Source organism: Segatella copri (assembly GCF_009494835.1).
Taxonomy (GTDB): domain Bacteria; phylum Bacteroidota; class Bacteroidia; order Bacteroidales; family Bacteroidaceae; genus Prevotella; species Prevotella copri_F.
The window spans coordinates 12,979-38,308 of record NZ_VZBE01000013.1 but is presented as its reverse complement, the minus strand read 5'-3'; the positions used below and the strand labels follow the sequence as shown (position 1 = coordinate 38,308).

General features: G+C 46.1%; 18 protein-coding genes. 9 read left to right on the top strand and 9 right to left on the bottom strand.

Going from position 1 to position 25,330, the window contains the following annotated elements; genetic code table 11:
- Positions 1-9 precede the first annotated feature (9 nt).
- From F7D47_RS02235 to F7D47_RS02225, 3 genes are all read right to left on the bottom strand, one after another.
- Positions 10-546: an HDIG domain-containing metalloprotein gene (locus tag F7D47_RS02235; RefSeq protein WP_006847274.1), complete on the bottom strand. Its 537-nt coding sequence runs from the start codon at positions 544-546 to the stop codon at positions 10-12.
- Positions 547-557: 11 nt separating this feature from the next.
- Positions 558-2,333, bottom strand: coding sequence for a biotin/lipoyl-binding protein (locus F7D47_RS02230; RefSeq protein ID WP_006847273.1), 1,776 nt, complete (start codon positions 2,331-2,333; stop codon positions 558-560).
- A 116-nt stretch (positions 2,334-2,449) separates the two neighbouring features.
- Positions 2,450-3,298, bottom strand: coding sequence for a hypothetical protein (locus F7D47_RS02225; protein WP_228113602.1), 849 nt, complete (start codon positions 3,296-3,298; stop codon positions 2,450-2,452).
- A gap of 224 nt (positions 3,299-3,522) precedes the next feature.
- On the opposite strand from F7D47_RS02225, the gene F7D47_RS02220 reads away from it, so the two are divergent.
- Positions 3,523-4,797, top strand: coding sequence for a hypothetical protein (locus F7D47_RS02220; RefSeq protein ID WP_153086358.1), 1,275 nt, complete (start codon positions 3,523-3,525; stop codon positions 4,795-4,797).
- Positions 4,798-5,496: 699 nt separating this feature from the next.
- On the opposite strand, the gene udk is transcribed toward F7D47_RS02220, so the two are convergent.
- Genes udk through F7D47_RS02205 form a run of 3 tightly spaced genes read right to left on the bottom strand, consistent with a single transcriptional unit; the run spans position 5,497 to position 7,778 of the window.
- Positions 5,497-6,120 carry a uridine kinase gene (udk, locus tag F7D47_RS02215; RefSeq protein ID WP_153086359.1) on the bottom strand — a complete coding sequence of 208 codons (624 nt, stop codon included), beginning with the start codon at positions 6,118-6,120 and terminating at the stop codon, positions 5,497-5,499.
- Positions 6,121-6,134: 14 nt separating this feature from the next.
- Positions 6,135-6,704, bottom strand: a complete 570-nt coding sequence (locus F7D47_RS02210) for a uracil-DNA glycosylase family protein (protein WP_153086360.1) — start codon at positions 6,702-6,704, stop codon at positions 6,135-6,137.
- Between the two features lie 3 nt (positions 6,705-6,707).
- The gene (locus tag F7D47_RS02205; RefSeq protein ID WP_153086361.1) at positions 6,708-7,778 is read right to left on the bottom strand and encodes an endonuclease/exonuclease/phosphatase family protein; all 1,071 of its coding nucleotides are present in this window, start codon (positions 7,776-7,778) and stop codon (positions 6,708-6,710) included.
- A 342-nt stretch (positions 7,779-8,120) separates the two neighbouring features.
- Here F7D47_RS02205 and F7D47_RS02200 point away from each other — a divergent pair, with 342 nt between their 5' ends.
- From F7D47_RS02200 to F7D47_RS02180, 5 genes are all read left to right on the top strand, one after another.
- The gene (locus tag F7D47_RS02200) at positions 8,121-10,721 is read left to right on the top strand and encodes a TonB-dependent receptor (protein ID WP_153086362.1); all 2,601 of its coding nucleotides are present in this window, start codon (positions 8,121-8,123) and stop codon (positions 10,719-10,721) included.
- Positions 10,722-10,792: 71 nt separating this feature from the next.
- Positions 10,793-12,040, top strand: a complete 1,248-nt coding sequence (locus F7D47_RS02195; protein WP_153086363.1) for a DUF5689 domain-containing protein — start codon at positions 10,793-10,795, stop codon at positions 12,038-12,040.
- A gap of 44 nt (positions 12,041-12,084) precedes the next feature.
- The gene (locus F7D47_RS02190; protein ID WP_153086364.1) at positions 12,085-13,512 is read left to right on the top strand and encodes a hypothetical protein; all 1,428 of its coding nucleotides are present in this window, start codon (positions 12,085-12,087) and stop codon (positions 13,510-13,512) included.
- Positions 13,513-13,834: 322 nt separating this feature from the next.
- On the top strand, positions 13,835-14,086 hold the full coding sequence (locus tag F7D47_RS02185; protein ID WP_006847266.1) for a type B 50S ribosomal protein L31: 252 nt from the start codon (positions 13,835-13,837) through the stop codon (positions 14,084-14,086).
- Between the two features lie 185 nt (positions 14,087-14,271).
- The gene (locus tag F7D47_RS02180; RefSeq protein ID WP_153086365.1) at positions 14,272-15,324 is read left to right on the top strand and encodes a DNA/RNA non-specific endonuclease; all 1,053 of its coding nucleotides are present in this window, start codon (positions 14,272-14,274) and stop codon (positions 15,322-15,324) included.
- A gap of 71 nt (positions 15,325-15,395) precedes the next feature.
- Here the strand turns inward: F7D47_RS02180 and F7D47_RS02175 are convergent, their stop codons facing one another.
- On the bottom strand, positions 15,396-16,100 hold the full coding sequence (locus F7D47_RS02175) for a hypothetical protein (protein WP_153086366.1): 705 nt from the start codon (positions 16,098-16,100) through the stop codon (positions 15,396-15,398).
- A gap of 38 nt (positions 16,101-16,138) precedes the next feature.
- Positions 16,139-16,735, bottom strand: a complete 597-nt coding sequence (locus F7D47_RS02170; RefSeq protein WP_153086367.1) for a hepatitis A virus cellular receptor 1 — start codon at positions 16,733-16,735, stop codon at positions 16,139-16,141.
- Positions 16,736-17,119: 384 nt separating this feature from the next.
- On the opposite strand from F7D47_RS02170, the gene F7D47_RS02165 reads away from it, so the two are divergent.
- From F7D47_RS02165 to F7D47_RS02155, 3 genes are all read left to right on the top strand, one after another.
- Complete coding sequence (locus F7D47_RS02165; RefSeq protein ID WP_153086368.1) at positions 17,120-18,157, top strand: OB-fold nucleic acid binding domain-containing protein; 1,038 nt, start codon at positions 17,120-17,122, stop codon at positions 18,155-18,157.
- A gap of 223 nt (positions 18,158-18,380) precedes the next feature.
- Complete coding sequence (locus tag F7D47_RS02160; protein WP_194253031.1) at positions 18,381-22,379, top strand: hybrid sensor histidine kinase/response regulator transcription factor; 3,999 nt, start codon at positions 18,381-18,383, stop codon at positions 22,377-22,379.
- 731 nt (positions 22,380-23,110) lie between these two features.
- Positions 23,111-23,665, top strand: a complete 555-nt coding sequence (locus F7D47_RS02155) for a glutathione peroxidase (RefSeq protein ID WP_006847257.1) — start codon at positions 23,111-23,113, stop codon at positions 23,663-23,665.
- Between the two features lie 163 nt (positions 23,666-23,828).
- Here F7D47_RS02155 and F7D47_RS02150 read toward each other — a convergent pair whose 3' ends face one another.
- Positions 23,829-25,190, bottom strand: a complete 1,362-nt coding sequence (locus F7D47_RS02150) for a TrpB-like pyridoxal phosphate-dependent enzyme (protein ID WP_153086370.1) — start codon at positions 25,188-25,190, stop codon at positions 23,829-23,831.
- Between the last annotated feature and the right edge of the window lie 140 nt (positions 25,191-25,330).

Genomic DNA, 25,330 nt, shown 5'->3' with positions numbered 1-25,330 from the left:
ATTAGAATTCTATTCAAACATGCGTTCCCATTGCTGGAAGCGTTTTACTCCTTCCTCTCCGAACTTCATGAGACTTTTTTCTGCTTTCTCAATTGTTTTTTCCCGGTCGAGGTGAGTTTTGCTGAAGAATTTATCAGCGTAGCAAATCACCTTCTCTTCCATGGTTTCCGGCAGGAAATCCTGATGTGGCAGGGGCAGGTTCTGTGCTATGATCTGTGCCTCTGTGATGCCTGCACCGGTATGGCGCTCACATACGCGGGCATGTCGCTCATATCCTTCCTTGCGCAGGATTTCTGCTCCCAGTCGTCCATGGCAGATGTAGGGCTGCGAGCCGAAACATTGTATGCCTGGGGCATCGGTCATGAAGATGCCGAGGTCGTGGAGCATAGCTGCTTCTTCGATAAACTGGGCATCGAGTTGCAATTCGGGATGATACGAAACAATCTGTAGCGCTTTTCGCGCTACAGATTGGCTATGTGTGATGAGGATATGCCGAAGCTCATTATCCTCAGGATAATACTTATCAATAATAGCTTGATAATTCATTTCAATTATATTTACTCAGCGTTGCGCTCGATGTAAGCGATAACATCGCCCTTGCGCACCTTGCTGCCCTGCTTGGCATTGATTTCTACGAGCTTGCCGCCCAATGCAGCTGGGATGGTTTCAAACTCGCCCCAAGGAGCCTGGATATAGCAGAAGGCATCACCTTCTTTATATTCCTTGCCGATGTATGGCTCTACAGCTGGCTGGCACTCGCCCTCGCCCTGGAATTCCCAGAAGAGCTGGCCGGCTACTGGTGCCACGATGGCATCTGCCTTGGCGTGCTTGAACTCTGCAAGCTGTGCAGGAGTAAGGGTTGTACCGAGCTTGGCATCCTTTGCCTTCTGAAGGTCGGCCAGGAAGTTCTTCTTTGCCTGTCCGCTCTTGTAGTTGCGATACTGCTCTGGATGCATAGCGAGCTCGAAGAGTTCCTCGTCGTCCTGACCGTAATCCCAACCGTTCTCGTCCATCTCCTTCTTGAAGTCGTCGAGGGCGTTGGTGAGCAATGTGTGTGCATCAACATCTGTAAACTCGCGGCCCTGCTTCTTGGCGAGCTCTACGAGTTCTGGGTCGATAGTTCCAGGAATTTTACCGCTCTTACCGAGAATCATACCCCACATAGAGTCGTCCATCATTACGAAGCGACCCTTGCCCTGCTCCATGGTGAGGAGGTTCATCAGTGAGATATTCTTTACATACTGGCTGAATGGGGTTACCAATGGAGGATAACCTACGCGTGGCCATACATACTCTACCTCGTCGAAGAGCTTGATGAGCAGGTCGTCCATAGACAACTCTTCCTCACCCTTCTTCTTGCGGATGTTGTTGATGGTCTGACGCATACCGCCGAGGTCTGCCATCATAGAACCCATCATACCGCCTGGGAGACCGCAACCGAGCAACAATGAAGACATGATCTTGTTACCTGGGTTGATGAAGTAGCCGAGCCACTCGTCGATGAACTCCTGAGTCATAGCACGAGCCTTCATATAAGCGCTCATGTTGATTTCAGGCACCTCGAAGCCCTCGTTCTTCAGCATGCTGATAACTGAGATTACGTCTGGGTGAACCTTACCCCATGACAATGGCTCGATGGCTGTATCGATGATGTCGGCACCATTGTTGCAGACCTCGAGGATAGAAGCCATAGAGAGACCAGGACCAGAGTGGCCGTGATACTGGATGATGATCTGTGGATACTTGTCCTTAATCATCTTGGTGAGTTTGCCGAGGAATGCTGGCTGGCCGATACCTGCCATATCCTTCAAACAGATTTCCTCTGCACCGGCAGCGATGAGCTGGTCGGCAATGTTCATGTAATATTCCAGGGTATGAACAGGAGAGTTGGTGATACAGAGCGCACACTGTGGAGTCATGCCACCCTCCTTTGCCCACTTGATAGAAGGAATGATGTTGCGCACATCGTTCAGTCCGTCGAAGATACGTGTGATGTTGGTACCCTGCTTAGCCTTTACCTTATACATAAGGGCGCGCACGTCGTCAGGCACAGGATACATACGAAGAGCGTTCAATCCGCGGTCGAGCATGTGAGTCTTGATACCCACCTCGTTGAAAGGTTTGCAGAATGCGCGTACGGCATCGTTAGGGTTTTCACCTGCCAGGAGGTTAACCTGTTCGAAGGCACCGCCGTTAGTCTCTACACGGCTAAAGCATCCCATTTCGATGATAACTGGGGCAATTTTAGCCAACTGATCCTTGCGTGGCTGGAACTTACCAGAGCTCTGCCACATGTCTCGATAAACGAGACTGAACTGAATTTTCTTCTTCATTATTCTTGTTCTTTTTCTTTATATTCGATGTATGAATTAAATTCCAAGGTGCAAAATTAGACAAAAAAATTGAGAAATCGTCCTATTCGCCTCTTTTTTTATATTTATTATGTAATTTACTTCAATATTTCCTTCTTCATCTTGCTGTTCAGCTTCTCGGCTGCAGCATGGGCCTTGGCGTTGGCCTTCATCGCATTGAGCGAGCGGTGGAAACCCTGGATGCGGCCCTCACGATCAGAGAGGGCCAGACTGTCACCCTTCATATATACAAAGGTGAAGGTATCGCGCTTCGTCTTTCCGTTGATCACCACGCCCTCCAACTCGCGGCGGCCCTGCACCAGAATCAGTTTGCCGTTATAGGCATGCCATTCCGTATACTGAGGCACATCAGGATATTCTACCGGACTGTCGTCGTCCACATCTTTGTTTATCATCACCCTGCCCACGGCCATCGCCTCGCTCATGCGCTTCAGGGTGAAGCCATACTGGCGCGGCACCATATAGGTTTCTACGATGCTATCGGGCATATTGGCAAGGATTCTCGCCTGCTGGCGCTTGCTCAGATGCGATACATCGCGCAGCTTCGGCATCACCGGATAGGTCCAGGTGCCCTTCAGCTGGTCCAGGTCTATCACCATGTCGGCACGGTTCTTCTCATCCTTCTCCTCGCATGGCATCACGCAAACCCAGTCGCCCACCTCTATATCTCCAAACACCTGATGGTTGCGAGTGGCATCCAGAATGTTGTATCTTACGGGGTCGCCGCCTCCGTTGGGCAGCAGCACCAGCGCGGTATCCGAGCAGCCCAGGCAGGCAAGTCCGTAGATAGCCCTGTCGCCCTTTGCCGGTTTCGAGAGGCTGATGGCGAGTTTCGAATTGTCCATACGTGGTGGTTTCTTTCCCCTATGACATGCTGCGAGGGTTGTGGCGGCTAGCGCCAGTGTGAGTATTGTCTTGACTTTCATCTTTCTATTCATTATTTCAGATGCAAAACTACAACTATTTTTTGGAAGCACCAAATATTGAATCGTAAAATAATTAAAAAAATAGGTGATATATTTTGTAGTGTCTCGATTTTGCATTACCTTTGCAACCGTTTTTTGGGATCAACATCCCCCTCGTCCTGCCACACACGCCGGATGATGAAAAGAAATAGGACCAACTCAAGAATTATATGCAACAAGAGAATATGACAGACAAGACAAATACACACGCTCTCCCGGCATGGACCGAGGTAGAGTATACCGCATTATGCAAAAACCCGTACCTGTTAACCCCATTCTTCATCCCTAAGGAGGCGAAGTGCTTCACGTGCCGCGAAGATGGCACGAGGGAAGAAGAAAGAATGGTTTTCCTCGTTTTCAAATCTACTGCAGCCCCTGCTGAAGCCGAATGGGAAGATGATCCTGTTCCGGGCGAGATGTTGGTGCGCGCGCTGGGCGATGATGATGAGGAGATTGAGCCTGCCAAGGTGATTTACCTGGGGCAGGACATTGAGGATTTCATCCGTGTAGCTGCTGAGGACGACCAGACTATCACCTTCGATTTCTGGTGGCGCCATGGCGAGGTGAAGGTGGAGAAGGCTGAGAAGACCAGCGACGGATTCGTATGCCGCAAGGATGATTTCGGCGACGACGGACTGGCTGTTACCCTGATTCCTGAGGACGGCGGCAATCCGGTTGTCCTCCGTCTTCAGATTCCTTACATCGGTTTCTCGCTCTACGATGCCGAGGGCAACAAGGTGCATGGCGAGCTGAGCATTCCGCAGGATAAGGTGGATGACTACACCTACGAATTTGTGGGCGATGACAACAACGACCGTTTCACCCTTCAGCTCGACAGCAACAGGCTGGTTTACATGTGTGTATTGCGCCATGAGGACCATCAGCTGGTGGTTCGCAACCAGCGCGACCGTCTTTCGGTAGTAGATCAGATTCCTACCGAGGGCAAACTTTCTGAGTTGCTGATGAACACGAATTCTGCGCTCATCAAGAACAGGAATCACCGTTGGCGCATTCAGATTGAGGGCACCACGCTGTCTCACGAGGTTGAGTTGAATGTAGATGCGGCATCTCTGGTAGCTTTTGCTGAGGAGCAGATGCAGAAGGGCATGGAGATTGACGAGCTGGGGCAGCATCTGATGGCACTGGAGCAGAAGTATCATTTTCAGTGGTTCTGGCTGAGTGAGGACGACTGGAGTCATGACAATCCGGTGTTCGACATGTTCATGAAGCAGCTTTGTGCCTTTTCGTATGTCAGTCAGAATCCTGTTCAGGCAGATGCGTTGATGGCAAGGAACTACAAGCGTAAGATTCGCCGTTACAGCAGTATGCTGAAGGCTCACAAGCGTGGCGAGTTGAATCTTTTTGAGGAGAGTGATGAGGTGCGAGCCGAGTATCTCCGCATTTTCCAGGGTTTCCACCAGCCTTTCGTAGAGGCTTTTGAGAAGGAGGAAGAGGAATAATCTTTTAAGTTTTATCCCTCACATCCCTCACTTTTTCTTTTCTCAAAATGTTAATCATCTGATAATAAGAGAATTATCTATTTAGGAAAGCGTGATGGATGGACAAATTGTTTACAATATCCATCACGCTATCCATCACTAATAGCCTTCATCTATCACGTTTTTCAGCTTATCTTCTTGCAAAAAACAAGAAAATCTTTGCAGAATATGGCTATGGGACCTGACGAAAACGGACCACACGTTGTGCTGCGCTGGCTCACGGATATTACTGCGTCGGGATACAGATATTACTGCGTCGGGTTACAGATATTACTGCGTCGGGATACAGATATTACTGCGTCGGGATGCAGATATTACTGCGTCGGGGTACAGATATTACTGCGTCGGGGTACGGATATTACTGCGTCGGGGTACGGATATTACTGCGTCGGCTAGCGCAGACGTATCCGTAGGCTTATTGAGACGGCTGAATCAGCAAACTGAGACGGCTGAATTCGCTGACAGAACTACTTGAATTAGCTAACAGAACTACTTGAGTTAGCTAACTGAACTACTTGAGTTAGCTAACTGAACTACTTGAATAGCCCGACTGGGATAAAAACAAAGCGGGCGGACCTCTTTTCACGAAGAAGGCCGCCCTGTTTCCTAATTAAACTTTGTTTTGCATTAAAGAAATGCAATGCTTGAGCAAAAATATTTTTATTTCTCTATCAGTCCCTCTACATACTTGCAGAGGATACCGATGCCCTTGAGGTTTTCGCCACCCTGCGGAATGATGATGTCAGCATAGCGCTTGGTGGGTTCGATAAACTGCTCGTGCATCGGCTTCAGGACCTTGAGGTATCGGTCTACCACCATCGATACGGTGCGACCCCTGTCGATGGTATCACGCTGAATGTTGTGTATCAGGCGCTCATCAGCATCGGTATCCACGAACACCTTCAGGTCCATCAGGTCTCTCAACTTCTTGTCCACCAGCGTCATGATGCCTTCGATAATCACAACCGGCTTGGGGTCAACGTGAACCGTTTCCGGTTCACGGTTGCATTTGATATAACTATAGGTGGGTTGCTCTATCGCCTTGCCAGCACGCAGATCAGCGAGCTGCTGGTGCAAAAGCTTCCAATCGAATGCCGACGGGTGGTCGAAATTGATCTGATGACGTTCTTCCTCGGTCATCTGCGAGGTATCGTTATAATATGAATCGAGGGGCACCACAGCCACATAATGAGGCGGCAGCACTTCTACGAGTTTCTTCACCACAGTGGTCTTGCCGGAGCCTGTACCTCCCGCAATGCCAATAACGGTCACTTTATCTTTCATATTCTTTCTTCTTTCTATAAGATTTCATCAAACATCTTGCGGTAGAATTCAGCCTTCTTCTCCACTGCCATAGGATAGGCACGGGAACTGGAGGGCATGCGGTACAGACGGAGTCTGCGGCCATCGAACTGGAATTCTGCATAGCCTCCCATTTCAGGCTTTTCCTTGATGCCGAAGTGTTCTGAAAATACCTTCGTGGCAAGCTGGCCGGCTGTGAGCACCGCCCTGCAATGGGGCAGCTGGCGGAGCATGCCGTCGAGATCGGCGGGCTGCACAATCTGCAGGTCCTTATCGGATGCCGTATTCTTGGTGCGTATCACCTGCTGTGCGGTATCATAGATGGCGACGCCCTTCTCCCTGAGAAATTCCTTAATAGCATCGAGGCGGTAGGTCTTCTTCTCTACATCCACGAAATGGAACTTATCCTGGAAGTAGATAATCCCGAATATCCTCCACATATCATTCTGGAAGTTAGGATAATACCAGGGCATGCACCACCGCTTTTCTGCAGGCGGAAACGTGCCGAGCATCAGCAGCCGCGCATTATCGGGCAGCCACGGCTCAAAAGGATGATTCTCAACCATTTTCTACTTCTTTTCCTTCACCAGGTACATCACTACCGGCAGGTGATCGCTGTAGCCGTTAAGCCATCTGCCGCCTGCCTTGGTACGCAAAGGAGCACCCTTGTACTGACCTTCCTGCTGGATGAGGTAATCGCGGCGGAAGATGTGGTTCTTCCAGAACTTCAGAGAACTGTAGTCCTTGTTCTTACTATCCCTGTTCAGGAGATTAGGCGTGATGACAATCTGGTCGAAGAGATTCCATGAACCGCTGTAGAACAGGGTTCCCTTGCCTTCCTTAGCCAGGATGTTATACCATGGGTTATACATATCATCGGCACCTACCTCGCTGATTTCAGCTTTCGCCTTCAGCACCTTGTGCATGCTGGCGTCGGTAGGATCATCGTTCATATCGCCCATCACGAACACTTTCATCGCCGGGTTCAGACGGAGCAAACTGTCTTTTACCACCTTAGTCTGGCGCGCTCCGCTCTCGCGATAGAACGGACCGGAGAAACGGCTTGGCCAATGGCATACAATAACCGCCACATCCTCGCCCGCCAGTTCACCGCGAACGGTGAGGAAACCACGGGTCTTGTAGGCAGAATCCTTGGCGAGTTCCTGTACGTAAGGCACCAATCGGGTGTTCTTCACCGTGAAGAGTGCCGGATTATAGAGCAGCGCACAATCGATGCCTCGCTTATCGGGACCCTCGATATGGCAGAACTGCATGTTTCTTGCCTTGAGAGGCGGCTGCGCGGTAAGATCTTTCAGCACGTTGGCATTCTCAACCTCAGACAGACCGATGAAGGCACAGCCCACGTTAGGCAGCACATCGGTACCCATGTCGGCAAGTGCACGCGACATATTCTTGAGTTTATTGGTATATTTCATACCATTCCATCCCTTAGCAGGGAGATACTCGTAATCATTCTTACCGGCATCATGGCAGGTATCGAAGAGGTTCTCCTGATTGTAGAAACCTACAGCATACACTTGAAACTGCCTGTTGCCTGAAGCCTGCGACTTCTTTTTCTGTGCTGTAGCGCCCAGCCCTATCATGAGGAGGGCAGCCAGCAAGAGCAAATGTTTCCTCATACTAATAGTAATTATTAATGTTCACCTTATTATATATAGTATATATGTTCACCTTAACGCAGTGAGGTAATAGGCAGCAAAGATACCTAAAAAAACCGGAAATATCTCCATAAAAACGAATATTTTTTCAGATTTCATGCATTTTTAACATAAATAAATTCATTTTTCAAAAAACTTTTTGTTACTTTGCAGCATTAAACACATTGAATCGGAACAGAAGACACAAGACCAGGGACCACGGTAAGTCCCCTTATCGCCTAAACAAGACCTAGCGGGACATATATCATCACTGCTCAAAGAGACTGCTGTTGCCGGTTTATTAATACTTAATACATATAAACTATGCAGAAGAAAGTAAACTTAGCAATGTTAGCGCTCTTCTCGTGTTCATTGGCTATGGCTCAGAACGAAAAGACTGACCAGAACGTAGCACAGGGACTTGACGAGAATGCTTTCACCTTCTCCGAGGCACAGTTGGGCGAGGACGATGACATGTCATCCAATGTCACCATCCTCAATTCTACCAGCAACGTATACGCGAGCCAGGCAGGTTACCTGTTTTCGCCAGCACGTTTCCGCTACCGTGCCTTCAACCAGAAGTACAACGATGTCTATATCAACGGTGCTTCCATGAACGATATGGAGACCGGACAGTTCCGTTTCTCCAACATCGGCGGTTTGAACCGATTCTCCAGAAACGTAGACTTCGCCCTGCCTTTCGAAGCCAACGGCTATTCGATGACGGGCATGGCAGGCTCCAACAACTATGATTTCCGTGCCGGAAGCATGCAGGAAGGACAGTATGCAAGCGTAGGTGTTGCCAACCGCAACTATACCCTGCGCGGACTCTACTCCTACTCCAGCGGATTCAACGAGAAGGGATGGGCAATCACAGCCGGTCTCACCTACCGTTGGGCTAACCAGGGATACGTAGAGGGAACCATCTACAACGCCCTCTCCTATTTCTTCGGTGTACAGAAGAAGTGGATGAACGGCCACTCGCTGAGCTTCTCTACATGGGGTAACCCGACAGAAAGAAGCACCCAGGGCGCATCTACCGACGAGGCTTACTGGCTGGCAAACGACTACCAGTATAACCCATACTGGGGATACCAGAACGGACACAAGAGAAACTCACGCGTAGTGAACGACTTTGCTCCTTCGGCTATCGCTACATGGGACTGGGAAATCAACGACCAGATGAAGCTCACCACATCGGTGTTCGGAAAATACTCTATGTACAAGAGCACCAAGCTCAACTACAACAACGCAGAGAATCCACAGCCAGACTACTGGAAGAACATGCCATCAGCCAACTACTATGTATGGGGCGACTACAAGAACGGCAACAACATGTATACCTGGGAAAACTGGAACAATGCCGTAAACTACTGGCAGGCAAGCAAGCAGAACCGACAGATTAACTGGGACCGCCTGTACTATGCCAACCAGCAGGCTGCCAAGAACGGACAGGATCTGCTCTACTATGTTCAGGCTAAGCACAACGACAACCTGACCCTGACCCTCTCGTCCGTGCTGAACACCAAGCTGACCAAGAAATCGAACCTGGCTACGGGCATCATGCTCGGAAAGAGTACCAACCAGCACTATCAGACATTGGAAGACATGCTGGGCGGTGCCATCTTCCACAACATCAACACCTATGCCCTGGGCGATTATCCTAAGACCGACCCACGTGTGCAGTACGACCTGAACACAGCCGGTCCTAACAACACAGGCAAACTGGTTTACGAGGGCGACAAGTTCGGTTACGACTATCGCATCGACGTAAACAAGGCAAACGCATGGAGCACCTATACAGCCGAATTCTACAACATGAAGGCGATGCTGAGCGGACGTATCGGATATACCGGAATGAACCGCCGCGGCTACATGCGCAACGGTATGGCACCGAACAACAGTCAGGGCAAGAGCGGCACAGCCAACTTCCTGGACGGTGGCGTAAAGGGAAGCCTGAACGTGGATATGGGCAGAGGCCATGCCTTCAGCATAGGAGCCGGATACGAGCTGCGTGCGCCGATGGCAAACACAGCCTTCATCTCGCCTGAAATCAGTAACGACTTCGTGACTAACCTCAAGAACGAGCGCATCTTCAGCTCTGAATTCAGCTACCTGTATCGCAACGCATGGCTGAGTGCCAACGTGAGCGGATACTACAGCCGACTGGAGAATGTTACGGAATGGCAGAACTTCTACAACGATGACGAGAATTCATTCACCTATGTGAGCATGACCGGACTGAAGAAGGAATACTATGGTGTAGAGGTGGGCGCTAAGTTCAAGCTCACATCATGGCTCGACCTGAAGACTCTGGGTGCTATGAGCGAGGCGAAGAACATCAACAATGTAAACGCCGTATACATGCTCTCAAAGAGTGCTGAGGTTTACCGGGACAAGGCTTACGTGATGAATATGCGCGAGAGTGGCACACCGCTCACAGTGGGAAGCATCGGTCTCGATGCCCACGTAAACGGATGGTTCGTCAACCTCAATGCCAACTACTACGACCGCATCTACCTCTCTTATTCTCCAAGCTACAGATATGAGAAGGTACTGACCAACCGCCAGGCTGCCTACAAGGCATACCCAGAAATCTTTGCTCCTACCACACTCGACGGTATGAGCTGGACTGAGGATGCTGTAGCCCAGGAGAAGGGTCACGGAGGATGGATGGTTGACCTGAGCATAGGCAAGAGTGTGAGACTGAAGAAGGGTTCTCTCAACTTCAACCTCATGATTACCAACCTGCTGAACAACCAGACCATCGTAACAGGCGGATATGAGCAGAACTCACGTTCAAGCTATACACTGGATGCTAACGGCAACGTGAAGAATCCACGCCTCTACCAGTTCTCTAAGAATCCTAAGAAGTATTACACCTGGGGTACCAACGGCATGTTCCAGGTATCTTACAGATTCTAAAGAGCAGTTTCTCTTTAACATAAAGAACAGGGAGCAATCCCGTTTCTCTATAACAATAAAAAGAAAGAACAATGAAAAAGATAAAATTCATAGCATTGGCATTCCTGGCACTGACTCTGGGGTCGTGTATGGGCGACGGTTATGCTGACCCAGACCTGACCGAGAAGGTGCCTGCAGCTCCATATGGCAACAACAGCCTGAGGGAGAAGAATGTGATCAGCATAGCAGATTTGAAGACCCAGTTTGCTACGATTATCAACAGCGACAATGGCTACAAGCTGATTGAGAAGGACATGATGATCAAGGCGGTAGTGACGGGCAATGATGTCAGTGGCAATATCTACAACCAGGTGAGCGTACAGGATGCATCCGGCGCTATCATCATTGCCATCAACGGAAGTGGTCTGTCGGGTTATCTTCCTGTCGGTCAGGAGATTCTCGTAAACCTGAAGGGTCTCTATATCGGAAGTTACAAGAAGTTGCCTCAGATTGGCGGTGTGAATACCAAGCTCTCAGATGGAAGTCTGGGCATGGGAAAGATAGAGCGTGCCATCTGGAACGAGCACTTCAAGATTCTGAACCCTGGCGAGGCGGATGCTAGCACGGTAGAGCCAGAGGAGTTTGACCGGACAAAGCTGAATAATTTAACAAAAGAAGAAAAGGCTGCATTTGCAGCCTATATGGAGGCTAACGTGGGCAAGCTGATGACCCTGAAGAAGGTGAAGTTTGCTTCTGCCAACGGTACAAACGTATGGGCACCAGGTGATACCAATACGAGTCTGGAACTGATTGATGCCGAAACGGGCAAGAAGATCAGCAGCAGCAATCTGGTAGTGCGCAACTCAGGTTATTCTAAGTTTGCCAACGAGGTGGTTCCACAGGGCGTATTCGATATCACCGGTATCTTCACCCGATTCGGCGACACCTGGCAGATTGTACTTCGCAACACGGATGATTTGAAGGCATCAGAAACAGGCGGTACATTGGAGAAGCCTTACACTGTGGCTCAGGCACTGGAGAAGATCAATGCCGGTACAGCAGGCGATGCTAAGGTTTATGCTACCGGTATCATCGTAAAAGTGAAAGATGTAGATACTGGCACGTATGGTAACGGTACATTCGTTATCTCTGACGACGGTAAGGATACAGAAGGCAAGACTCTCGAGGTATTCCGTTGCTTCAACATCGATGGTGCAAAGTGGACAGAGGAAACCAAGGTTATCCTTGTACCAGGCAAGAAGGTAGTTGTATCAGGTATCCTGCTTGATTATAACGGCACCAAAGAGATTAAGGGTGGCAATCTCATCTCTATCAAGTAATTACTGATTATCAAAATAGTAACAATATTTAAAAAGACAATAATATGAAAAAGTATATATTTTCAGTTTTGATGGCGGCAATGGCTGCCTTCACATTCAGCAGCTGTGAGGACGTACCAGAGCCTTATACACTGCCTACTCAGCCTGCTGGTCCAGGAAACACAGATCCTAACCAAAAGGGTTCTGAAAGCAATCCATATACTGTAGCAGAAGCTATCGCCCTCATCAAGGCAGGTACAGCACCTTCTACAGCTGTATGCGTAAAGGGTAAGATTACAGCCGTAACTTTCTTCAACGAAACCTATAGCAGTTTGTCATATAACATCGCAGACGAGGGTTCTTCAGATGTTATCGAAGTATACTCTGGCAAAGGCAAGGATGGTGCAAACTTCTCTTCCAAGGATGACTTGAAAGTTGGTCAGACCGTAGTAGTAAAAGGAATCGTCAAGGCATTCACGAAGAATGATGGCACTATTGTCAATGAAATCGACAAGAACAGCACCATCATCTCTATCGAGAACGCAGGAACTACAACTCCTGATACTCCAGCAACTGGTAAGGGTTCTCTCAGTGACCCATACAACGTGGCAGAAGCTATCGCAGCTATCAAGGCTGGCACAGCGCCTACTACACAGGTTTACCTGACAGGTATCATCTCAGATGTTGCTTTCTATAATGACCAATACAAGAGCATCACCTATTACATCTCAGACGATGGCAAGGGCAAGGACATGCAGGTTTACTCTGGTAAGGGACTGAACGGCGCAGACTTCGCTTCTAAGGAAGATTTGAAGGTGGGTCAGAAGGTTACTATCCTGGGTAAGATCATGAAGTTCACCGACAAGAACGGAAATGATATCATGGAGGTTGACAAGACCAGCTCTATCATTAAGATTGAAGGTGAAGGTACAGGCGGCGGTGAGGTTAAGCCAGACCCAACACCTGATACACCAGCCAGCGGCAACATCGAAATGACAGACGCATCTATCTTGAGTGGCAAGAGCGGTGATGTAGAACTTGTAGAAAAGTATTATAATAGTCAGAATGTTACAAACGAATCAACCTGGTACACTTGGAAGATTGGCGACACCACCTTTAAAGGTGCTAAAATTTGCATTTCTGACGGAACAAATGGTAAGGGTATCCAAATGCAAGGCAATGCATCTGATGCAAGCAAACAGGGCTTCCTGTTTAATTCTACAGCCTTTGCAAAGGACATCAAGACCGTAACAATTCTGTTCTCAACAAAAGCAAATTCTACTTATGCCCCAAGTTATACCTTCTATGCTGCAAAGGCTGCAAATGGCAAGGATACAGCTATCAAAGGCAAATCTACCAATGAGGTTTCAGGTGATTTCAAGACCTATACAGAGACATTCGACTTAAGCGCACAGAACGTTAAGTACTTTACTCTCTTCAACAATAAGACAGGTGCTCTCTACATCGAGAAGATTATCATCACCTTGAAGTAATTCCCTGAGTAGATATTATGTATTAGAGAAAAATACAAATCCCCATCGTCCTCTACCCAAACAGAGACGATGGGGATTTCTTTTCATCCATTAAAAACATAGTTGGCAGGAGGGAACGCGAACCTACGTATTATGCTCATTTCTAAAATATTTCTTAAAAAGAAGAAGAAATATTTGGTGGTTTCAGGAAAAAAGCGTAACTTTGCAGCCTGAAATTGATAACAGGCTATAATGGGCATGCCCCGATAAGGGACACGAAATGATGCAACGAGCATCCCCATGACGTCTAATTTTAATAACCCAATAAAAATAAAAAAGAAAAATGAAAAAAGGTATTCATCCAGAGAATTATCGTCCTGTAGTATTCAAGGATATGTCTAACGGCGATATGTTCCTCTCTCAGTCTACATGCAAGACTAACGACACTGTTGAGTTCGAAGGCGAGACTTATCCAGTTGTTAAGATTGAAATCTCTAGCACATCTCACCCATTCTACACAGGTAAGAGCAAGCTCGTTGATACAGCGGGTCGCGTAGACCGCTTCATGAACCGTTACGGCAAATTGAAGAAGTAATAATATACCTTTTTTATAAGGATATATTTATTATCGCAAAGATACTGAGTGCATTCCAGCGTAGTTGCATATACGTAGGAATGCACTTTTTTTCTCTCACTACAATTCCTCATACAATCGATTTTCTACATATCTCTATATATAGAAAGCACTAAATCTTTAACTTCAAAACATTATCGAGAATTATGAAGCATACTAAGTTTTTTATCTTCGCGCTCGTAGCTGCGATGACGTTCTCTGCCTGCGGCACTGACGATACCCTGCAGTTCTATTTTCCTGAAAACGGTGGTACTACCGGTGGCGGTAATACGGGTGGCAATACCGGTGGTGAGTCAACCGATAAGAACAATACAAACAAGAATGTGGCTACTGCCAACATGCCACAAGTGGTAAGAAACGCTATCGGTGGTCTGGAGTTTCCAAAGCTCAAGAATAATGGCAGCAGCTATGCCATCGTTCACATGGATAATACAACAGGTATGTTGAACTATTCTACAGAATGGGATGACAATATGAAGAGCCAGAGATGGAGCTGCTATACTTTCCATACAGGAAACACGGTTTCTAACGTTGACAGATGGAAACCTGGTCAGGGCGAGCGCAAGTATCCATGGGATACAGATCTGAAAGAACAATGGGGAATCACAGATTTCACAGAAGACCCTACTCCTACAGCTCAAGGCTTTGACCATGGTCATATCTGCCCTTCTGCTGACCGCAAACTCAATCTGACACAGCAGAAACAGACTTTCTTCATGACCAACATGCAGCCTCAATATGCCAATTTCAACGAGCGTGGAACATGGTATAAAATGGAGGAAGATCTTCGTGCCAAGGCTCCAAAGATTGATTCTGATACCCTGTTTATCGTAAAGGGTGGAACTATTGACCCGGTAGGCAGCGAGAGTAATCTCCTGGGTTGGAAGAAGAATGGTGCTTCTAGCGAAACAAAGAAGCCAGGCTATATCCCAATACCAAAGTATTTCTTCGTTGCCGTGCTAAAGAAAGAGTATAACCAGAAGACCAAACAGTATGGCTACAGCGCTTTCGGCTACTGGTTCCCTCACGAGAATAAGGCATTTGAAAAGGGCGATAAGCTCGGCAAATATGTCGTAAACATCAAGACGCTGGAAGACAAAACCGGCATCGACTTCTTCTGTAATCTCCCTGATGAAATAGAGAAGGAAGTGGAAAACGTAGATGCAGAAGTCATCAAGAAACTCTGGGGCTTTAAATAAATCAGACTATATACAAACAAAGAATCCGCTCTCTCAAATCAATGAGAGAGCGGATTTCTTGGTTTATATCATCATCTTCTCGGCAACTTCTTGATAGCATGTGGCATGAATGCCCTACCGGTAGCCTTACCGAAGCTAGGAGCTACGGAATCTGTAGCAGCAGAACGGGTCTTCTTACGGGCTCCACTCGGATCGTAACGCTCCAGATCGATTTGCATCACATCACCCTTAGCCTTACCTGTTCCTATCATATAACCATAGAACGTATCGACTATCTTTCCATCTTCCTGCCCCAGATGGAAACCATACTGCTTAGCACCTGCATCCATCACATAGGTAGCACCAGAATCATTATAACGGATATAAATATCACCATTCTTATCGATGTACCAGGTAAACTTCAGAGTCTGGGATTCATTGCTTCCATCATCGGCATTATCCACTTCTACACCATTACCACTGAGCGAGTTAACCTTATCACCCGCCTGATAGAACGTCATCTCGGCATTGAAACTGTAGTTGTTGCGCGACTGACCGTCCTCAGCAAGTTCAGAGAGCATCACAGAGCCTCTCCAGTCGCCTGTAAGAGTCTGAGCCTCCGACAGCAGGTTATCATCCTGAGAGCCGTTAGAACCGTTGTTCCAGTCGCCCTGATTCCATCCCCAGCCACCATGATTATAGTCATCATACCAGTAATCATCATCATCACATGAGGTAAATGAGAAAGATGCTGCAGCTATCGCCATCCACATCCATATCTGCTTAAACTTTTTCATATCTTGTTTCCTTTCTTCAAACTAAATTCCTTATTGCCTTACTTCACTACAAAACGGCGAACAGGCTTCTGATTATCATCTGCCACTTTAACATACTCTACAGAATCCTTAGCTCCGCGAGAAACAATCTGTGTGTTCTCCAAGCCCGAATGCTGCTTGCTGTAGCCCCAACCATCATCGTAACCCCAGTCATAATCATCGCGCCAGTTGTAAGAATCGCGACTAAGCTCGAAATAAGCACGATTTCCGTTATCAGCATCTACATATCCAGAGAACTTGCGGTCGCCCAGAGCATAATCGTAAATCACAACATCGCTACCCTCATCGAGAAGAGTGATATAGATGTTTCTGTTGCGTACCGTCCAACGAATATGGTTTGCGATATAATTGTTGCCATGCCAGTAATTTTCTCGATAATAATCGATCCAATAGCCTGTACCGGAATAGATGCCATCATTCTGGTCGAAACGGATTACAGAGTAAGTAGCTTTGTTATTACCATATTTTACAAACATATTACCCGTCCATGTACCATCGAGGGTGTATGCGATATCAGAATCATCATCACATGAGGTGAATGAGATGCTCATCAAAGCTATGAAAGCCATTGTGAGAAGAGTAGTAAACTTTTTCATATCAATTTATCAGTTAAGTTATTTATATTCTTATATCTTCTAATTATTGAGCTCTTGAAGAACAGCATTCTTTCTTGAACTCGATGCAAAGGTAGTGGTTTTTGCGGCTACCACAAAGGGGAAAAGGATACAAACTGAGGGGGAAATCCCTATTCTTTAGGAAAAAACTATTTTTTTATGGTATTAATTTCCATTTTAATGATGTATCTTTCTATGTATCAAATATTTAACACAATCTTAACACATTGTTTCGATATTTTGTGTATCTTTGCATCAGTAATAATTCTAAGATCATACTTTTAGGACAAAGTAATTTCTAAGAATCAACTCAACAAATGAGTTTCAACTGTTAATTAATCGTTTAACCTTTAAAATTATTAAGTTATGAACAAATTTTTACGCTATTCATTATCATTGGTTCTGGCGTTCGTAGCTAGCGTTACGTTTGCAGGAACAACTCCTTACAAAGTGTTGACTTTCCCTGACGAAGGTACTGAAGGCAAGGCAATCAGTGCTTATAACAAAACATGGAAAGCTACAATAGGAGAAGATGTCTGGACTATTGCAAATTTCAACTCAAACAAGTGGGATAAAAGTTGGAAATTCATCAAATGCGGAAGTAAGAAAGACGCATCTGTAGCTTCCATCACTTCACCTGCTATTGATCAGCCAATCAGCAATATTGTCTTGACCATCGACAATATTACTAAAGCTAAGATCAATTCTATCAAGTTGCAGGTAGCAACTGATGCAGATTGCAAGAATGTAACAGAAGAAATCCCTGCAAAGATTGAAGATGGAGACTTGATCTTCAAGCCAACTAAGTCTGCTGCAAACAATTACTATAAGTTTGTCTTTGATTGCCAAAAAGGAACAAGTAATGGTTTGATTCAGGTTTCTAAGATTGCATATTATAAGGTAGGCGATACTCCTGTAATCGTGGACATCACAAACACAGCAGAAACCGCTTATACCATTGCTAAGGCTAAGGAACTGATTGATGCAGGTGAAGGTCTGAGCGAAAATGTATATGTTAAGGGTACTGTATCTAAAGCAAGCACATCATTAAATGCTACATACGGTAGCCTTTCTTACAACATTTCTGACGATGGTACAACAGGAAATGAATTGCAGGTTTTTGGTGGTCTTTCTTTCGAGAGTCAGAAATTCACTTCTGTAGATGACATCAAGGTAGGTGACGTAGTCATTGTTTATGGTAAGCTTAAGAAGTTTGGTACTACTTATGAACTTGATAAAAACAACATTCTCATCTCTCTGAATGGTAAAACTACCGGCATCACTAACATTACAACAGATGAAGCTGCAAAGAACGCTCCTGTTTACAACCTCGCAGGCCAGAAGGTAACCAAGGCTTACAAGGGTGTAGTCATCAAGAACGGAAAGAAGATGATTCAGAAGTAATCAAATTCAAAACAACATATCCCTACTACTCCCCCGATATTCATTTATCGGGGGAATTTTTTTGTTAGGCATAACATACAGCAAATCAACCAAATATTACCCCTATAACATAAAAAGTGGAATAATTTAATGCAATAACATAAAAAAATACACCTAAAACTACGATATCTCATTTATTTTCACTACCTTTGTTGCGATTAATAAACGTATACGAATAAAAATGATGAAAAGAAAATTATATATCACCCTATTAGGACTGCTCTCTACCATTATGACAGCAGCTGTACCCTACTGCGATGTGAGAAAATTCTCTATCACAGACGGACTCGCTGCCAATACCATCTCAGACCTCAAACAAGGTAAAGACAACCTCATGTGGTTCAGTACCTGGAACGGACTGTCGTTCTATGATGGCTACAAGTTTCATACTTTCAGAGACAACCCCGATGATATTGACGTCCTGTCAACCAACCGTATACTGAAAATAGAACCATCCTATAACAACAACGTGTGGTGTATCACATACGACCACCAGCTCTACGTATACGATACCCACTTCTGCCAGTTCTTTGCTGTTGGACAGAAATTCAACGAACTGTTCAACATCGACCTGCGCGTGAGCCAGGTATACCCATTGAAAAACGGAGCTACATGGTTTACTTCAGAAAATGGAAAATACATCATCCGATCAGCAGGAAGAACCTTTGATGAGCGGAATATAGAACTCATCAAAGTAGGAGAAAAGGGACTCAGAAGCGGAAATGTATGGTACATCCATCAAGATATACACGGAAGAGAATGGGTGCTTACCGATAAAGGCGCATACATATATCATTCGAAAATTCCAAGCAAACTGCCTTTCAAATGGCTCAGAGGGGTGGGAGAAGATGAGTTTCTGGCAACTGAAGACGGTAAACTGGCAAAATATGACCTGCAGAACCGACTCACCATGATACCAATGCCGGAAGGCGTAACCCGTATCAACCAACTGAAAAATACAGGTTACCAACTCCTGCTGGCAACCAATCTGGGTGTGGTCATCTACAACCCGCGCACCTTCAAGTTTGATATCATCAACGTACAGAGCCCGAGTCAGCCTCTGGCAGAGGTAAAGAAGATTTATACCGATGATTTCGGTATGGTATGGGCATTTACAGACGGCATGGGAGTAACCCTCGTCAATCCGAAGACCGGACAGAAACAGTGGCTCTTTGCCGACCAGGACGACCCGATGGACCGCACAACCTGCGAAAGCAATTTCATCACACAAGATGAACACAAGACCCTCTGGGTAGTGCCAAGGGGAGGAACCTTCAGTTATTTTGACCGCAAGGCTGGAAAACTGGTGCCTTATCTGCTGAGAAGCAATTCATCGGGCAACTACCGCATACCGAAGATTACGAAATATGTACTCTCAGACCAGGGAATACTCTGGCTGACAGGCTCTCACGACCTGACACAGGTAGTCTTCAAATATCACCCTTACATTATCAACAAGCTGGATGAGGGCGAAGACGAAGTGTTCTCGATGAATGCATCGCCAGACGGACATATCTGGGCAGGTTATCACAACGGAGTAATCCAGGTGCTCAACGCATCCTACCAAAGCATCGGATACCTGTCGCCAAGCGGACAGATCGTGCCACAGCAAGTAAACTTCGACGAGAAGGGCATCTTCGCCATCCACTTCGACATCAAGGGAAGAGCATGGATAGGAACCAACGGAAATGGTATCTATCTGATAGATAAAATGCAGGTAAGACACTTTGTTTATGATGCCAACAACCCGTCATCGCTGCCGTTCGACAAGATACAAGACATTGTAGCCGACCGCACCGGACGCATCTGGATAGGTACCTACGGAGGTGGGCTGGCACTTGTTAACGAGGCGGCAGACGGCAGTATCAGCTTCATCAGTAAACGAAACGGACTGCCTTGGGAGAAACAGCACTACGACCGCATACGCCGCATCTGCTGCACCACTACGGGAACCATTCTCGTAGGAACCACAGATGGTCTCATCACTTTCAGTGATGCCTTTACAAACGCAAGAAAGATCAATTACCACAAGACCTACTACATACCGAACGATACAACAAGTCTGGCTGCAAACGATATGAACAATATCATGGAGCACACCAGCGGCAAGATGTATATCTCGCAACAGGGCGGTGTGATGGAAGAGATTGTGAGCAAATCGCTCCTGCAAGACAACCTGAAGACGAAATACTTCCATGCCATCGATGTTAACGAAGGCATCGTACAGGGCATGGTAGAAGACAACCAGGGAAGAATCTGGGTAATCAGAGAATCGAGTATTGACTGCGTAAACCCGAAAACGGGCCAGTGCAATGTGTTCGGACCTAACGACTTCGACTTCAACATGTCGTTCTCGCAAAGCCGTCCTTACCACGATCCGGCAAGCAACAACATCTCGGTAGGTACCCCGATGGGACTGATTACCTTCAATCCGGCTACGCTGAAGAAGAGCAACTACCAGCCTAAAGTCATCTTCTGTTCCCTCCATTATAGCGGAGAGAAGGAGTCGGAACCTATCCTGCACAAAGATAAAATAGTGATTCCTGCCAACAAGCGAAACCTGACCATCAACTTCGCATCGCTCGACTATCAGCGCAAGTATCAGACCAAATACCTCTATCGCATAGATGGTTATACAGCTCCAGGCGTGTGGATATCAAACGGAAGCAACCATACCATCGGCTTCAACCGTATCAGTTATGGCGATTACGTACTCAAGGTGAGAGCCACCAACTCTCATGGTGTATGGAGCAAATATGTGGCAGAGTTGCCTATCGAAGTGCGCCCTACCTTCTGGGAAAGCATCTGGGGCAAATTTCTGATGCTGCTTCTGCTCTTCGGTATCGTAGGCGCAATCTTCTATACCTACAACCAGCGCCAGCGCGAGAACGTAACCCACGAGATGAGCGTGCTGAAGAACGAGTTCTATAACGATGCTGCCAACCGTCTGAGAACCCCTCTAACGCTCATCGGAGCCCCGGTAAAAACCGTTTTGGATACCGAACCGGGTATCACCCGAAAGGGCAAGGAACTGCTGAGAATGGTAATAGACAATGCCAACGAAATGCTGGTAATGCTGGACAAGGCTCAGAGATACGGCAACAAGGCAGACTTCCGTACGAACAGCGGTCTGACCGAGGAAGATTACGACCTGACAGAAAGGGAGAAAGAGAACGGACAGATTGACGACCACAATGCATCCGACTATCTGGAAGAAGTAAATAAACAGAAAGAAGAAAAGGATGAAGAGACTGAACGCCTGGAAGAAATGGGCAAGGAACAGAAAGAAGCACAGGAAGAAACGAAACTCAAAGACCAGACGGTACTGGTAGTAGAAGACAATGCCGACCTGCGCAAGTTCCTCTACAGTATCCTCTCGCCTACCTATAACGTGCTGCTCTCAGAGAATGGAAAGGCAGGTTTGGTGATGGCCCGCAAGGAGATACCAGACTTTATCCTCACGGACGTTACCATGCCTGTGATGGATGGTTTGTCGATGATTCACGAGATCAAGCAGGATACCACCCTCAACAACATCCCTGTGATGATTCTCTCAGCCAAGGCAAGCGTAGAAGACCAGCAGCGAGGTTTTGATGAAGGAGTTGACGCCTATATCACCAAGCCATTCTCTACCCCTTATCTGCTCAGCCGAATAGAGGCTATCCTCACCCAGCGCCGCAACATTCAGGTGGTTATCATCAGAAAACTGAAGGAAGCTGGCGATAAAGATGCCATAGCAGCCCTGCGAATACTGCCTACAGTTGTTCCTCAGCCTGCTCTTAACCAGGCTGAAACTAGTGCCGAGAGCGAAGCGGTTGACCCAAACAGCGAGCTGGCATTGATGGCGGCACAGATGCAGGACAGAACCATGATGCGTGCCTTCAGGTTTATTGTTGAAAATGCAGGCAACCCGGAACTCAAGATTGATGATATCTCGAACGAAATCGGTATGAGCCGAAGCGTACTATATAATAAGGTGAAAGCAACAACCGGAATGACACCGGTAGACTTCGTTCGCCATATACGTATCAAGAAGGCATGCGAGATGTTGCGCAAGACAGACGATACACTGAGCAGCATCGCCTTTGCAGTAGGTTTCACCGACCCTAAGTATTTCTCGAAGGTATTCAAGAAAGAAACGGGTATCGTGCCTACTGAATACCGAAACAGAACGCAGGGATAGCCCGCATCATTACAGATGAAAGCAGTCATCATTACTGATGGCTGCTTTATCTGTATTGACAAAAAAGTAATACATATTACAGGACATATCTTCAGTTGTTGTCGGGCACAGTCTTCTTCGTTATCGTACACAGCAAAACGTTCAAGCAAGGAAAAAAGCAGAATAGTCATAAAATTGAACCATTTTGCTTTGTTTTTTGACCGAATATTGCAAAAAAGTATAAAAATGGGGGGGTATTTGATTAATTTTCCCTTTTTACTGAAAAAAAGCTGAGAAAAAGTTTGGTGTTACAAGAAAATGTAGTATCTTTGCAACAAGTTCTTAGAAAAGTTAAATGATAGATTAATCGTAAACCTCTTTTTCTTTGTTTTTTTGAGGAAAAAGAGGTAAAGAAAAAGAAATGCAGGGTTTGTGAAAATCCTGCATTTTTTATTTTTATGCTGTTTTATACTGATATTGTGTAGTTATATCGTCTACCTATTTTATTCTTCTATATTCTATATCTAACCGATATCTATATACTCAGCTATATGGTATCTGTTTACCCAGATATACAATATCTATCTACATTATATATATTACGCTTATTCCTTCATCTATGATTTTGTTCGATTTTTAGAATTTTTAAAAAAACTCTTGAAGTATTCTAAGAGAAAAGTAGTATCTTTGCACTCTAGATCACATAAGTTGAGATCGGAAATATAGATAACACATACATAAAGATAAAAAAAATGAGAACTGTTTACGAATTTTCTGTTAAAGACAGAAAGGGAAAGGATGTTTCCCTCAAGGAGTATGCCAACGAAGTGCTGCTCATCGTTAACACCGCTACAAAGTGTGGTTTCACCCCTCAGTATGAGGAACTGGAGAAACTTTATGAGACCTATCATTCTCAAGGTTTCGAAATACTTGATTTTCCTTGCAACCAGTTTGGTCAGCAAGCCCCTGGTACAGATGAAAGCATTCATCAATTCTGCAAGCTTACATACGGCACAGAGTTCCAGCGCTACAAGAAGATCAAGGTAAACGGAGACGATGCTGCCCCTCTCTTCAAATTTCTGAAAGAATGTAAGGGCTTTGCTGGTTGGGACGAGAGCCACCCTCTCTACCCTGTTCTCGACAAGATGTTGAGCGAGGCTGATCCTAACTACAAGGAGAGTGCCGATATCAAGTGGAACTTCACCAAGTTCCTCGTTAACAAGAAGGGTCAGGTTGTAGCCCGCTTCGAGCCTACCACAAGCTTCGATGTCATCGCTAAGGCTATTGAAGAGTGGTTGAACTTCTAATGAAAGATAGAAGTCTCGAACTGAGAATAGAATCTCTAAATAAAAAGCCAGGTTGCTTTTCGCAGCCTGGCTTCTTTTATCATGTGATATTGTTATTTCAATATATCTCAAAGAATAATTGTCAACTGTTTGCTATAAACTATTAACTATAAACTATTAACTATTACTCAACCTTTGGCACATCCTTGAGGAACTGCTGGATTTCTTCATCACTAACAGAATAATTGCGCAAATCGCCATTGATATAGCTATCGTAAGACGGCATATCGATAAGTCCATGACCAGAGAGACAGAACAGGATAACCTTCTCCTTGCCCTCTTCCTTAGCCTTTAGAGCCTCACGTATAGTGGCTGCAATCGCATGACAGCTCTCTGGAGCAGGAATGATACCCTCGGTCTGAGCGAAGAGCATACCCGCCTTGAAAGACTCCAGCTGAGGGATATCTACACCATGCAGGTAACCATCCTTCAGAAGCTGGGAGATAATCATGCCCGCACCATGATAACGGAGACCACCTGCATGAATGTTGGCAGGCTTGAAATCATGACCCAGAGTAAACATTGGCAGCAATGGAGTATAACCTGCCTCATCACCGAAATCATACTCAAACTTACCGCGAGTCAGTTTAGGACAGCTCTCTGGCTCTGCAGCAATAAACTCAGTATGGCGCTCGCCTGTGAAGTTGTGACGGAGGAATGGGAAGGCAATACCACCAAAGTTACTACCACCACCGAAACAAGCAATCACCTGATCAGGATACTCACCTGCCATCGCCATCTGCTTCTCTGCCTCTAGACCGATGATGGTCTGGTGAAGTGCCACATGATTGAGCACAGAACCCAGCGTATACTTACAGCCCGGTGTGGTTGTAGCCAGCTCAACAGCCTCACTGATGGCAGTACCGAGCGAACCAGGATGATGAGGATCACGTGTGATAATGTTCTTACCTGCGCGTGTACTCATGGAAGGAGAACCCTCTACAGTGGCTCCAAACGTACGCATGATGCTGGAACGGTATGGTTTCTGCTGCATGGTAATCTTTACCTGATAAACTGCTGCCTCCAGGCCGTAGAGTTTTGCTGCATAAGAGAGGGCTGCACCCCACTGGCCTGCACCAGTCTCTGTAGTGACATTGGTATCACCCTCCTGCTTACAGTAGTAGCACTGAGGAATGGCTGAATTGATTTTATGAGAGCCTAACGGATTGATACTCTCATTCTTGAAATAGATATGCGCCGGAGTACCGAGTGCCTCCTCAAGGGCATAAGCACGTACAAGAGGGGTTGAACGGTAGAAGGTGTACTTCTCCAGCACATCTTCCGGAATATCAATCCAAGCGTGCTCTGTATCAAGTTCCTGCTTTGAGCACTCTTTATTAAATACGTGTGACAAATCATCAGCATTCATTGGCTGGTGTGTCTGAGGGTTCAACGGTGGCAATGGCTTGTTAGGCATATCTGCCTGAATGTTGTACCACTGAGTAGGAAGTTCCTGCTCGCTTAAGATGTACTTTTTCTGTCTCATATTTATATATATGTTTAAAATTGTTGTATGCCAGAACAAAGGTACAAATAAAAAATGAAATAAAGAACTTTTTTATGTGTTTTTCCACTATTTTTTTATTTTTATCCAATAAAATAGTTCATTCTACAGGTATTATTTGT